This is a genomic window from Gymnodinialimonas ceratoperidinii (assembly GCF_019297855.1).
In the GTDB taxonomy this organism is placed as follows: Bacteria; Pseudomonadota; Alphaproteobacteria; order Rhodobacterales; family Rhodobacteraceae; genus Gymnodinialimonas; species Gymnodinialimonas ceratoperidinii.
Genome location: NZ_CP079194.1, coordinates 2,197,048 through 2,209,712, shown reverse-complemented (window position 1 = coordinate 2,209,712; position 12,665 = coordinate 2,197,048). Strand labels below are relative to the sequence as shown.

The 12,665-nt window shown below is 64.2% G+C and carries 14 protein-coding genes; 7 read left to right on the top strand and 7 right to left on the bottom strand.

From position 1 onward, the window contains the following. Positions 1–22: 22 nt before the first annotated feature. Positions 23–760: a FadR/GntR family transcriptional regulator gene (locus KYE46_RS10760; protein WP_219000625.1), complete on the bottom strand. Its 738-nt coding sequence runs from the start codon at positions 758–760 to the stop codon at positions 23–25. Between the two features lie 82 nt (positions 761–842). Between KYE46_RS10760 and KYE46_RS10755 the strand changes: the two genes are divergently transcribed. Further along, positions 843–1,733 carry a DUF2182 domain-containing protein gene (locus KYE46_RS10755; protein WP_219000624.1) on the top strand — a complete coding sequence of 297 codons (891 nt, stop codon included), beginning with the start codon at positions 843–845 and terminating at the stop codon, positions 1,731–1,733. Between the two features lie 11 nt (positions 1,734–1,744). Beyond that, entirely contained in the window at positions 1,745–2,461 is a 717-nt protein-coding gene (locus KYE46_RS10750; RefSeq protein WP_219000623.1) for a DUF1326 domain-containing protein, read from the top strand. 62 nt (positions 2,462–2,523) lie between these two features. Here KYE46_RS10750 and KYE46_RS10745 read toward each other — a convergent pair whose 3' ends face one another. Next, positions 2,524–2,988, bottom strand: a complete 465-nt coding sequence (locus tag KYE46_RS10745) for a hypothetical protein (RefSeq protein ID WP_219000622.1) — start codon at positions 2,986–2,988, stop codon at positions 2,524–2,526. 74 nt (positions 2,989–3,062) lie between these two features. On the opposite strand from KYE46_RS10745, the gene KYE46_RS10740 reads away from it, so the two are divergent. Genes KYE46_RS10740 through KYE46_RS10730 form a run of 3 tightly spaced genes read left to right on the top strand, consistent with a single transcriptional unit; the run spans position 3,063 to position 6,001 of the window. Beyond that, entirely contained in the window at positions 3,063–4,166 is a 1,104-nt protein-coding gene (locus KYE46_RS10740) for a dimethylsulfoniopropionate demethylase (protein ID WP_219000621.1), read from the top strand. 51 nt (positions 4,167–4,217) lie between these two features. Beyond that, complete coding sequence (gene acuI, locus KYE46_RS10735; protein WP_219000620.1) at positions 4,218–5,210, top strand: MDR family oxidoreductase; 993 nt, start codon at positions 4,218–4,220, stop codon at positions 5,208–5,210. Further along, entirely contained in the window at positions 5,210–6,001 is a 792-nt protein-coding gene (locus KYE46_RS10730) for a hypothetical protein (RefSeq protein ID WP_219000619.1), read from the top strand. Before acuI ends, KYE46_RS10730 begins: the two co-directional genes overlap by 1 nt. A 2-nt stretch (positions 6,002–6,003) precedes the next feature. Here the strand turns inward: KYE46_RS10730 and KYE46_RS10725 are convergent, their stop codons facing one another. Continuing rightward, positions 6,004–6,462: an Lrp/AsnC family transcriptional regulator gene (locus tag KYE46_RS10725; RefSeq protein WP_219000618.1), complete on the bottom strand. Its 459-nt coding sequence runs from the start codon at positions 6,460–6,462 to the stop codon at positions 6,004–6,006. Positions 6,463–6,580: 118 nt separating this feature from the next. On the opposite strand from KYE46_RS10725, the gene KYE46_RS10720 reads away from it, so the two are divergent. Then, the gene (locus tag KYE46_RS10720) at positions 6,581–6,787 is read left to right on the top strand and encodes a DUF6356 family protein (RefSeq protein WP_219000617.1); all 207 of its coding nucleotides are present in this window, start codon (positions 6,581–6,583) and stop codon (positions 6,785–6,787) included. Continuing rightward, the gene (locus KYE46_RS10715) at positions 6,788–7,558 is read left to right on the top strand and encodes a class II glutamine amidotransferase (protein ID WP_219000616.1); all 771 of its coding nucleotides are present in this window, start codon (positions 6,788–6,790) and stop codon (positions 7,556–7,558) included. Here KYE46_RS10715 and KYE46_RS10710 read toward each other — a convergent pair. The 4 genes from KYE46_RS10710 to KYE46_RS10695 form a co-directional block, all read right to left on the bottom strand. Continuing rightward, the gene (locus KYE46_RS10710) at positions 7,555–8,310 is read right to left on the bottom strand and encodes an SDR family NAD(P)-dependent oxidoreductase (protein WP_219000615.1); all 756 of its coding nucleotides are present in this window, start codon (positions 8,308–8,310) and stop codon (positions 7,555–7,557) included. The two genes, KYE46_RS10715 and KYE46_RS10710, sit on opposite strands and share 4 nt — an antisense overlap. 39 nt (positions 8,311–8,349) lie before the next feature. Next, a complete protein-coding gene (locus KYE46_RS10705; protein ID WP_219000614.1) occupies positions 8,350–8,952 on the bottom strand; it encodes a dimethylsulfonioproprionate lyase family protein in 603 nt (200 codons plus the stop codon). Positions 8,953–9,024: 72 nt separating this feature from the next. Continuing rightward, positions 9,025–10,239 (bottom strand): NADP-dependent isocitrate dehydrogenase, encoded by a 1,215-nt coding sequence (locus KYE46_RS10700; protein WP_219000613.1) that lies wholly within the window; start codon positions 10,237–10,239, stop codon positions 9,025–9,027. A gap of 222 nt (positions 10,240–10,461) precedes the next feature. Beyond that, positions 10,462–12,657 carry an NADP-dependent isocitrate dehydrogenase gene (locus tag KYE46_RS10695; RefSeq protein ID WP_219000612.1) on the bottom strand — a complete coding sequence of 732 codons (2,196 nt, stop codon included), beginning with the start codon at positions 12,655–12,657 and terminating at the stop codon, positions 10,462–10,464. Positions 12,658–12,665 lie beyond the last annotated feature (8 nt).

Below are 12,665 nucleotides of genomic sequence, written 5' to 3'. Positions count from 1 at the left end.
TGAGCCCCCGGCGCGTTCCCGCTCAGGCGCTGGCGCCCTTGGCGCGGGCGGCGAAGACCGACTGTGCGAGGGTCTTGGTATAGGCCTCCAACTCGGTCAGGGCCGAGGCCACCGCCGCGCCGTCACGGGCTTCTGCCGCATCCGCGATCAGGCTGTGCAGCCGTACGATCTCGGCGCGGTTGCGGGCCGTGAAGGTGATCATGTTCATCAAGGGCTGCATCGCCTCGACCGCGCCGGCCAGTTGATAGGACATCACCGGGTTGTCGGCGCCGTCCACCAGCGCCCGGTGAAAGGCCACGTCCGAGGCGCAGAAGGCCTCGTCGCTCAGCCCCGGCTGGCCCTGCCGCAACGCCTCCACGCGCATCGTCGCCAGATGATCCGCCGTGCGCCGGGCCGCCGACAGATCGGCGCAGGCCCGCTCCAGCGCGAACCGCGCCTCGCAGGCGGTATCGAAGCCCACCTCGTTCATCCCCAGAAGCAGCGTCGAGGTCGTGATATGTTGCCCGTAGGCGTCCTCGTAGGAGAGCCGATTGACGAAGGCGCCGCCGAACGCGCCCCGCTGCGTGCGGATCAGCGATTGCGCCGCCAGCCGCTTGAGTGCCTCGCGCACGGTGGACCGCGAGACCTCGAAGGTCTCGGACAGTTCCGCCTCCGAAGGCAGGCGCGTGTCCACGATCAGCTCGCCCGCGATGATGGCATCGCGAATGGCCGAGGCGATCTGCGCCGAAAGGTCGGCTTTGGAATTCGGATCGATTTTCATTTGTCAGACATTTAATTGTCTGACATCACTTTGTGCAACCGGAATCGCTCTCATTGGCCGACGCGCCTCAGGATCCCTGACGATGACCCACGCTTTCAAATCGGCCCTCTGGCTCACGTTCTTCTCCATCATCCTGATCTCATGGGTGGTGCTCTACCAGATGAGCACCGGAATGGGGCTGGACCTCATCGGTCGCCCGACCATGGACATGGGTGCGATGGACATGGGGACGAGCGAGATGGGCGCGATGGAGATGCAAGCCGCGCCGATGGGCGGGATGCCGGCTTCTGACATGGCCGCGAGCGACATGCCTGCCATGGAATTGCCTGCCGCCGACATGCCCGCGATGGACATGTCCGCGATGACCCGTTTCAACCCGCTTTTCGGCATGTGGACCCTGATGATGGCGGCGATGATGCTGCCCACGCTGGTTCCCACGCTTACCAATTACGACCGGCTGATCACCTCCGCCGACGGCACGCGGGCGGGGTGGCTTGGCGTGCTTGCGGGCTATTCCATCGTCTGGATCGCCATGGCCGCGCTGTTCGCGCTGACCCAGATCGCGCTCCTGCGCGCCGGGGTGATCGACATGATGGGGGTCGCCTCCAACACATGGATCGCGGGCGGATTGCTGATCCTCGTGGGCGGCTTCCAGTTCACCCGCGCGAAAGAGGTCTGCCACGGCGTCTGTCACGCCCCGATGACCTATTTCCTCGGCCATTGGCGCACCGGCTTCTCTGGCGGCCTGCGCATGGGCCTCGGCCTCGGCACTTTCTGCGCCGGCTGCTGTTGGGGCTTCATGGCGCTCGGCTTCGTGGGCGGCATGATGAGCCTGCTGTGGATGGGCCTCGCCACGCTGTTCATGGTTTTTGAGAAACTGCCCCAGATCGGGCACTATGTAACCAAGCCCCTCGGGGCGGCACTGATGATCGGTGGATTGGGCGTGCTCGCGTACCCCTACATCGCCGCATAGGGAGAGAAGATATGAGCACCAAGAAACGCCCCGACGCCGATCGCCTCGCGGTCAGTCAGCGCATCGACAGCCGCATGGACAACCCCAAGCGCCGCAAGATCACGCCGCGCGATTGGGCGATCAAGGGCGAGTTGATCCTGAACTGCTCCTGCACCGTTTTCTGCCCCTGCGTCGTGTCGCTCGGCAAGCACGAGCCGACCGAGGGTGACTGCAAGGCCTGGATGGGCATTGCGATCGACGAAGGCCACTTCGAGGGCGAGGATCTTTCGGGTCTCAACGTCGGCCTGATGGTCTATATCCCCGGCCGCATGGCCGACGGCGGCTGGCAGGTGGCGGCCTATGTCGACGATCGCGCCAGCGGCAAGGCGTATCAGGGCCTGCTCGAGATCTTCTCGGGCGCGGCTGGCGGCACCACGGGGCTCTTCACGCTGCTGGTCTCCGACATCGTCAATGCCGAGCGCGAGAAGGTCGAGATCACCCGCGAGGGCAACAAGCGCGGGCTCTTCGTGGGCAAGAAGATCCAGGGCGAAGTGCAGATGATCGACGGCGGCAACCCCGAGCATCCGGTGATGATCACCAATTCCAAGTACTGGATGGGCCCCGATATCATCGCGGCCAAAGGCCTCAAGAGCCGCGTGCGCGACTTCGGCAAGATGTGGGATTTCTCCGGCAAATCCGCGGAGATCTGCCCGATTGACTGGTCCGGCTCCGCCGGCGGCGGGCGGTGAGACGCGGTCGCGATGCGCGCCTGACCGGCGCGCGCCCTGCGGTTTCAGGGGCGGGGGGAGAGCTAGCGCGTCTCGGCCATCGCGGCGTACTCGGCGCGGTCGATGTAGTTGAAATCGACAAGACCCCAGGACGTATCCTCGGGGCTGTCGAGCGACAGCACGACCGAGATGTAGCGCCCCTCCACGCCCGATCCGAGCGGCATCGCCGTGGCCTCTCCCTCGATGGCGAAGGGCACCACGGCCTGCGCCCTGTCGTTGTAGCGCACCGGAAGGATCATGCCGTCCCAAGCAATGCCCGCCGCGCCACGGTCCCCGTCGAAGAGCTCGGCCGGGTCTTCGGTGCCGCTCTGCAGGCCGTGAAAGAACGCTGCGTTGGTCTCGTTGGCGAAGGGCGCGATCATGTCCACGTCCTGGAACTGGAAACCCGTCAGGATCGCGGCCGCAACCCGCTCCGGCCCGATGGTCTGGGCATGTCCCGCCGTGGTTGCTGCGAGAACGGCTACCGCGGTCAAAAATACTTTGTTCATGGAAAATCCTCTGGGTTGATGCCGACCATCCTATTCGGACCCAGATCGTCTCGCCAAGGTAAGGAGACCCTCCGATGGCTCTGATCTCTCCCTCCCGCCGCCTGCGTCGCACACCGTTCTCCGACGGGGTCGAAGCCGCGGGCTGCAAGGCCTTTACCGTCTACAACAGGATGCTTCTGCCCACGGTGTTTCGCAGCGTGGAAGAGGACTATCGCCACCTGAAGGAGGCGGTGCAGGTCTGGGATGTCGCGGTCGAGCGGCAGGTGGAAATTCGCGGCCCCGACGCGGGCCGGTTGGTGCAGATGCTCACCCCCCGCGACCTGCGCGGGATGCTGCCCGGCCAATGCTACTACATGCCGGTGGTGGACGAGACCGGTGGGATGCTCAACGATCCAGTGCTGCTGAAACTGGCCGAGGATCGCTGGTGGATTTCCATTGCCGACAGCGACCTCTTGCTTTGGGTCAAGGGCGTGGCGCAAGGCTATCGCCTCGACGTGCTGGTTGATGAGCCGGACGTGTCGCCCCTTGCCGTTCAGGGCCCGCGCTCGGACGATCTGCTGGCCCGTGTCTTCGGCGACGCGGTCCGCGACATCCGCTTCTTCCGCTTCGGCTGGTTCGATTTTCAGGGTCACGACATGCTGATCGCCCGCTCCGGCTACTCCAAGCAGGGCGGCTTCGAGATCTACGTCGAAGGATGGGATCTGGGCATGCCGCTCTGGAACGCGCTGATGGAGGCGGGGGCCGAGCTCGACGTGCACGCCGGCTGCCCCAACGGGATCGAGCGGATCGAGGGCGGGCTGCTGAGCTACGGCAACGACATGACCGACGACAACACCCCCCACGAATGCGGCCTCGGCCGTTTCTGCAACACCGCGACGGCGGTAGGCTGCATCGGCCGCGACGCGCTATTGCGGGTTGCCAAGGAAGGGCCCGTGCAGCAGGTCCGCCCCATCGCCATCGATGCGCCCTCGCTGCCCGGCTGTGACCGGGTCTGGCCGCTGATGGCCGGCGACAAGCGCGTGGGTCAGGTGACCTCCGCCGCGCTCAGCCCCGATTTCGGCGAGGGCGTGGCGATCGGCATGGTCCGCATGACCCATTGGGACGCGGGCACGCAGCTCCACGTCCAGACCCCGGAAGGCGCGCTGCCCGCCGAGGTCAGAGAGAAATTCTGGATTTGATTGCAGCAGCTTAAGGTGCAATCTTGACGCAACACTTGAAGGAGTGACCCCATGACGTTCAACGCGTTGATCGTAGAGAAGAACGACGAAGGCAAGACCAGCGCCTCGGTCCAGCAAATCACCGAGGATCGCCTGCCCGAGGGCAATGTGACGGTCGCTGTCGATTATTCGACCCTCAACTACAAGGACGGCCTGTGTGTCGGCCCCGGCGGCGGGTTGGTGCGCCATTACCCCCATGTCCCTGGCATCGATTTCGCCGGCACGGTCGAGGCCTCCGACGATGACCGCTACAGCCCCGGCGACAAGGTCGTACTGACCGGCTGGCGCGTGGGCGAGATGCATTGGGGCGGCTACGCGCAGAAGGCCCGCGTCAACGCGGACTGGCTGGTGCCGCTCCCGGACGGCCTCACGACCCGGCAGGCCATGGCCGTCGGCACCGCCGGTTTCACCGCCATGCTCGCTGTCATGGCACTTGAAGATCACGGTCTAACCACCGGAAATGGCGAAGTTCTTGTGACCGGTGCAGCGGGTGGCGTGGGCTCGGTCGCGACTGCCATCCTCGCCGCCAAAGGACATGACGTCGCCGCAGTCACCGGCCGGCCCGAGCAGGAGGATTACCTCAAGTCCCTCGGCGCCAGCCGCATCGTGCCGCGCGCGGAGCTCAACGAGACCACCAAGCGCCCGCTGGAAGCCGAGACCTGGGCCGGCTGCGTCGATGCCGTCGGCGGTGACATGCTCGCCCGCGTTTTGGGCCAGATGAAATACGGTGCCTCCGTCGCCGCCGTGGGTCTCGCAGGCGGGGCGGGACTTCCCGCCACCGTGATCCCCTTCCTGCTGCGCGGCGTGAACCTGCTCGGCATCGATTCCGTCATGCAGCCCTACGACAACCGTCTCCGCGCCTGGGAAGCCATCGCCCGCGACCTGCCGATGGACAAGCTCGAGGCCATGATCGAACCGGCCACGCTATCCGACCTCCCGGACCTTGGCCGCGCGATCCTGAAAGGCGGCGTCCGAGGCCGCGTTGTTGTTGATGTGAACGCATAATGGTTCAAACGAATTCTGAAAACTTAGCCCGCGTTGTATATATCGCGGGCCAGGGCCACAGTGGCACCACGCTGCTCGATCTCGCATGTTCCTCGGGCGGGATCTCCGTCAGCCTCGGAGAGTTGCAAATCAGCCTGGGGCTGGAAGCCGCGGACGTCACATCCCAAATCTGCTCATGCGGTGCGCCAACTTTGGAATGCACACTGTGGGGTCCGTATTTCAGCGGTATTGAAGGCCTCGATCGGAACGAGCGGTTTAAACGCATCATGGAGGCAGCGTCAGAATTGGTGGGACCTGAAGGTCTCGTGGTGGATAGCTCCAAAACCATTGCGGGCTTGCGTCGGGTCGCACCGCTTGATCCCTTCGTACTCCACACGTCCAAGGACATGCGCGCCTACATTTCTGCTCAGCTCAAACGCGCGGATCGGATTGGAAAGCGTCGCCCGAGAGCTATCGATGAAGGCATAAGCTGGTGGCGTCAAAACGGCCGTATCCGAGACGCAATCCAGGAGCTGAACCTCTCTTCTCTGACGACGACGTACGAAGAAATCTGCCTCGCGACACAAACCGCTGCCGACCGCATCAATGCCTTCGTCGGCGCGCAACTGGTCGACGCAGAGAACGTCTTATCATCGCAGAATCACCATATCATTTCCGGTAATGGCATGCGGACGTCTCATGGCGGAAAGCTGCGGTACGACTATCGCTGGATGCGCGAGTCCGATTGGCTATTGCCTTACATGGTTCTGCGCTCGGCCCGTAAGCAGAACGAACAACGCTACAAGACCTGACCTCACAGAGGGAGGGCGCTGCCCTCCTTCAGCTCTTCCATCACGAAACTAGCCGAGACGTCGCCCATGTCGACGCGGGCGATCAGGCGTTGGTAGAGCCTGTCGTAGTCCGCCATGTCCGCCACCCGCGCGCGTAGGAGGTAGTCGAGGTCGCCGGTCATCCGGTAGACGCCGAGGATCTCGGGCATGGCGCGCACGGCGCGGCGGAATTTCTCCAACCAGTCGGCCGAGTGATGGCCGGCACGGACCTGAATGAACACCATCAGTCCCAGACCGACCGCATCCGGATCGACAACCGCGACGCGGCCTACCAGAACGCCGCGCTCTTCCAGCGCCTTGACGCGCCGCCAGACCGCGTTGCGCGACAGGCCGACGTGCTGGCCAAGCTCTTCAAGCGGTTCGTCGCAGCGGCGTTGCAAACGGGCGAGGATGCGGGCGTCTATTGGGTCAATATTTGCCATAAATCCATTCTAGTGGGAATTTATCCACACGTCACGCGGAATGCGCGCAAGATTTGGGAGCGTATCACGCGCCCCATGTGGCACCATGGGTCAAATAAAAACCTACAGGAGCCTCCCGATGATCCGCCGTATCTTCCTCGACCATCCCGCTGACGTGGATGAAAGCTATTTCGAGCATATGGCCTTCGCGGGCACCTTCAGCTTCAAGCTTTTTCTCGCGGCGGGCGCGGCGGCGGTCCATGCCCTGATCCCCTGCATGTTTGAGAAGACCGCCAGCAAGCTGATCGCTGAGATGTATGCGAAGACCCATAACCGGGGCGCGTGAATGTGCCGTTGGGCGGCGTATCTTGGCGACGCGATCTATCTTGAAGAATTATTAACCAGTCCCGGCCATTCTCTGATCACCCAGAGCCGTGCGGCGACGGAATGCAAGACGGCGATCAACGCCGATGGTTTTGGCGTGGCGTGGTATGGGGATCGGGCGGAGCCGGGGCTTTACCGCGACGTGTTCCCGGCGTGGTCGGACCCGAACCTCGCGTCGCTCGCGCGCACGGTGCAAAGCCATGCGTTTCTGGCCCATGTGCGCGCCTCCACCGGGGCGGCGACCAGCCGCAATAATTGCCATCCGTTCACCTACGGGCGGTGGAGCTTCATGCACAACGGCCAGATCGGCGGCTTCGACCGGTTCCGACGGCATGCGGACATGGGCGTATCCGACAGGCTCTACCCCTATCGCAAGGGCGCGACCGACAGCGAGTTGCTGTTTCTCTATGCCTTGGAGGGCGGGCTCGACAAGGACCCGATGGGGGCGATGCTGAACGCGCACCGCGCGCTGGAGGCGATGTCGCTCTCGCAGGGAACGACGCCACACCTGCGCAGTTCCGCCGCGTGGTGCAACGGCGCGCGGCTCTTTGCGCTGCGCCTCTCCTCTGATCGCATCGCGCCCTCGGTCTATTACCGGTGGAGCGACAGCCGGAGAGGGTGGGCCGTCGTCTCGGAGCCGCTGGAAGTCGGGCAGGGCGGTTGGGCGGAGCTGCCGCCCGGTCACGGGGCAATCTTCGAGGGGGATACCGTCGAGGTTGTAGAGCTCTCCTAGATCGAGCCCGCCTCGACCATGTAATTGTTGGCAGAGCACATTGCCGCGTCGTCCGACGCGAGGAACAGGGCCATGCGGACCACGTAAACCGGGTCGATCGGGTCGGGCAGGCATTGGCTCTCAAGATGCGCGGCCAAAGCTTCCTCGGTAACCCAGAGATCCTTCTGGCGCTCGGTCATGATCCAGCCCGGCACGATCGTGTTGACGCGGATGCGGTGCTGCCCAAGGTCACGCGCCATGGAGCGGGTCAGCCCATGGACCGCCGATTTCGCCGTGGCATAGGCGGGAAAGCCGCCGACGGCCTCCATCCACGAATTGGACCCCATGTTGATGATCGAGCCTTTGCCCGCCGCGATCATGTCCGGCGCCACGGCCTGGATGGCGAAGAACTGGTGTCGCAGGTTGGTGTTCTGGCGCTCGTCCCAATAGTCCGGCGTGACCTCTTCCCACGTGTGGCGGTCGTCACGGGCCGCGTTATTGACCAGCACCTCCGCCGGCCCATTGGCCGCGGCCAACTCGGCGAATGCCGCGCGCAGGGCGTCGATGTCGCGCAGGTCGCAAGCCGCGAAGGTGGCGCCGGTTTCCTCCGCGACGGATGCGCCGGCGCTGGCGTCCATGTCGACAAAGCCCACCTTGGCGCCTTGCTCGGCGAAGGCCCGTACCATGCCCGCGCCGATCCCTGACGCGCCGCCGGTCACGAAGACGGATGCACCTTCGAGGCTAGGATAGCGGGCGAAACGGGGTTCGGACATGGGGGCCTCCGGAGGAATTTCGGTTGAGAGGGCGGTCAGTTACGCGCTGTTGTTCAACGCCCAGAAGGTGAGCATCGTATCCTCGCCCGCGCGCATGGCATGGGTGACGCCCGGCGGGTTGTAGAAGGTGCCGCCTGCGCCGACCGTGGTCCAATCCTGCCCCTCCTGCCGGAATTCGCCGGGGGTGAGGGTCAGGTAGGTCTCCTCCGGGGGGTGGCTGTGATCCGGGTAGCGCACCTCGGCGGCGAGCAGCGAGACGCCAAGCCAGACGTCCGAGCGCCGCTCCAGACCGCCGGGCCCCACGATCATCGCATTGGCGTGACCCGCGTCGAAACCGTCGCTGGCATTGGGGTTGTCACCCTCGCGGCGCGTCCAGACCAGATGCGGCGCGAGATCGGAGAAGCTGACCGCGAGCTCCTGCAGGAGGTAGTCGGAGAAATGCTCCGGATCGAGGAGATAGGGAAGATGCTCGCGCGCAAGTTCGGGCATTTCTTCGCCTTCGTCGCCGGGCGCTCCCGGCTCCGTCAGCGCCGCGAAGACGCTCCGCACCACGCGCCGCGCCTCGGGGTCGTGGGTATGGGCCGTGAAGGCCTGATCCGCGTGTTCCAGAAAGGTTTGCAGCAGGGTCGAACGATCAGTCATGGCAGCGCCTTTTCAGGAGGGATGCACTCAAGCGGTCCGCCCCCAGACCGCATCGGCGGGGGCGGTATCGCATCAGATGTTGAGCGCCTTGTTCAGGTTCTCGTCGATCTTCTCGAGGAAGCCCATCGTCGTCAGCCAGCTCTGATCCGGGCCGACCAGAAGTGCCAGATCCTTGGTCATGTGCCCGGCCTCGACCGTTTCCACGATCACCCGCTCCAGCGTCTCGGCGAATTCGGTCAGCTGCGCGTTGCCGTCGAGCTTGGCGCGGTGCTTCAGGCCGCCGGTCCAGGCGAAGATCGAGGCGATGGAGTTGGTCGAGGTCGCCTTGCCTTCCTGATGGTTGCGGTAATGGCGCGTGACGGTGCCGTGGGCGGCCTCGCTCTCGACGATCTTGCCGTCGGGCGTCATCAGCTGAGAGGCCATCATCCCGAGCGAGCCGAAGCCCTGCGCCACCACGTCGGACTGCACGTCGCCGTCGTAGTTCTTGCAGGCCCAGACAAAGCCGCCGTTCCACTTGATCGCGCAGGCCACCATGTCGTCGATCAGACGATGCTCGTACCAGATGCCTTTCTCTTCGAAGGCCTCCTTGAACTCGTTGTCGAAGACCTCCTGGAAGATTTCCAGAAAGCGACCGTCGTATTGCTTGAGGATGGTGTTCTTGGTCGAGAGGTAGACCGGCCAGCCGAGGTTCAGGCCGTAGTTCAGCGAGGCGCGGGCGAAGTCGTAGATCGACTTGTCGATGTTGTACATCGACATGAAGACGCCGGCGCTGTCGGCCTTGTACACCTCGTGCTCGATCTCGGTGCCGTCTTCGCCGGTGAACTTCATCGTCAGGGTGCCGGCGCCCGGAAACTTCATGTCCGTGGCCTTGTACTGGTCGCCGAAGGCGTGGCGGCCCACGACGATCGGCTGTGTCCAACCGGGCACGAGGCGGGGCACGTTCTTGCAGATGATCGGCTGGCGGAAGATCACGCCGCCAAGGATGTTGCGGATCGTCCCGTTGGGCGATTTCCACATTTTCTTGAGGCCGAATTCCTCGACCCGTGCCTCGTCCGGGGTGATCGTGGCGCATTTGACCGCGACACCGACTTCCTTGGTCTTCTCTGCCGCGTCGATGGTCACCTGGTCGTTGGTGCGGTCGCGCTCCTCGATGCCCAGATCATAGTAGAGCAGATCGATGTCGAGGTAGGGCAGGATCAACTTGTCCTTGATGAACTGCCAGATGATGCGGGTCATCTCGTCGCCGTCCATTTCGACGATGGGGTTGTCTACTTTGATCTTGGTCATGATGGCGGTCCTGTTGGGGAAGTCGGTTCAGTTCGTTTAGAGCGAAGCACTCGCACGGAATCAAGGTTGCAAGCCGGGGCGCATCTGCAAATGGCGCCTCGGCACGGCGATTATTGCAGCCGTTTTGACTAAGATAGTCCGCAAGATGAATTGGCGACCGGAAACTGCCTTATACTTGGGCAGCACCGCCGAGCCCGCGCCCGGCGATGCCTTAGACGTCACTTACCCGATGATGCCGTTGAGCGTCGCGCTCGGGCGCATTACGGCGGCGAGCTTCTCGGGGTCGTTCAGGTAGTAGCCGCCGGTGTCGGCGTCGCTGCCTTCGGTCGAATCCAGCTCGGCGAGGATCGTCTCTTCGTTCTCGGCCAGAGCCTTCGCCATGGGCGCGAACTCAGCCGCGATCTCGGCGTCGTCGGTCTGAGCGGCGAGAGCCTCGGCCCAGTAGCGGGCGAACCAGTAGTGGCTGTCGCGGTTGTCGGGCTGGCCGACCTTGCGCCCGGGCGAGCGGTTGTCGTCGAGGATGCCCTGGGTCGCGGCGTCCACCGCATCGCCGAGGACGCGCGCCTTGGCGTTGCCCTTGGCGTCCGCGAGGAAGGTGAAGCTCTCACCGAGGGCGCAGAACTCGCCCAAGCTGTCCCACCGCAGGTGACCTTCGGAGTGGAGCTGCTGCACGTGCTTCGGGGCCGATCCGCCGGCGCCGGTCTCAAACAACCCGCCGCCCTGCATCAGCTTCACGATCGACAGCATCTTGGCCGAGGTAGCCAGCTCGAGGATCGGGAAAAGGTCGGTCAGGTAATCACGCAGCACGTTGCCGGTCACGGCGATGGTGTTCTCGCCCTTTGTGATCGTCTCGAGCGAGGCGCGGGTCGCCTCACGCGGGGCCATGATCTCGAATTTGTCTTCGACACCAGCGGCTTGCAGGATGGGCTTCACGTATTGGATGAGCTGCGCATCATGGGCACGGTTCTCGTCCAGCCAGAAGATGGAGCGGAAACCGGTGGCTTTCTGACGGTCGATGGCGAGCTGGACCCAATCCTCGATCGGTGCCTTGCGGGTGGAGGCAGAGCGCCAGATGTCACCGGCCTTCACGGCATGGGAATGCAGCACGGTGCCGTCGGACGCGATCATCTTGACGGTGCCATCTTCGGGGATCTCGAAGGTGGTGGGGTGAGAGCCGTATTCCTCGGCCTTCTGCGCCATCAGCCCGAGGTTCTGGACCGTGCCGGCGGTTGCCGGGTCGAGGGCGCCGTTCTCTTTGAAGTACTCGATCGTCTCGTCATAGACCGGCGCGTAGGAATTGTCGGGGATGACGCAGACGGCATCGGCCTCGTTCCCGTCCGGGCCCCATCCCTTGCCGCCGGCGCGGATCAGTGCGGGCATGGAGGCGTCGATGATCACGTCCGAGGGGACGTGCAGGTTGGTGATGCCCTTGTCGCTGTCGACCATGTACATCGGCGGACGCTCGGACAGGGTGGTGTCGATGGCGGCCATGATCTCGGAATGGCCGTTCACGCGCTCCAACAGGTCGCCGAGGCCGGAGTTGGGGTTCACGCCAAGCTCCGCCATCTCGTCGCCGAACTGCTCGAAGACCGGGGCGAGATACGCGCGCACCGCGTGGCCGAAGATGATCGGATCCGAGACCTTCATCATCGTGGCTTTCAGGTGCAGCGAGAACAGGATGCCCTCCTGCTTTGTCTTCTCGATCTCCTCGGCCAGAAAGGCGTCCAGCGCATCGGCGCTCATGAAGGTCGCGTCCAGCACGGTGCCCGCGGGGTAGGAGAGGCCGTCTTTCAGGACCATCTCCCCCTGCGCGGTTTCCAGCACGATCTTGGCCGACGTCTCATCCGCCAGCGTGATCGATTTCTCGTTGGAGACGAAATCGCCGCCCGACATGGACGCCACGCGGGTCTTGCTGTCGGCGCTCCAGACGCCCATGCGGTGCGGGTTCTTCTGGGCGTAGTTCTTCACCGCCGTGGCGGCGCGGCGGTCGGAATTGCCTTCGCGCAGGACCGGGTTCACGGCCGAGCCCTTGATCGCGTCGAACCGCGCGCGGATCTCCTTCTCCGCGTCGGTCTTGGGGGCTTCCGGGTAATCGGGTATGTCGTAGCCCTTGGCCTGAAGCTCGGACACGGCGGCAACCAGCTGCGGCACCGAGGCAGAGATATTGGGCAGCTTGATGACATTGGCATCGGCCGTCTTGACCAGTTCACCCAGAGCGGCGAGGTCGTCGGAGACGCGCTGCTCCTCGGTCAGCTTCTCGGGGAAACTCGCAAGGATGCGGCCCGCGAGGCTGATGTCCTTGACCCCGACCGAGATATCGGCGGCCTTGGCAAAGCGTTGGATGATCGGCAGCAGAGAAGCCGAGGCCAGCTCGGGTGCTTCGTCGACGCGGGTGTAGATGATGTCAGGAGTTGTCATGGAACGGC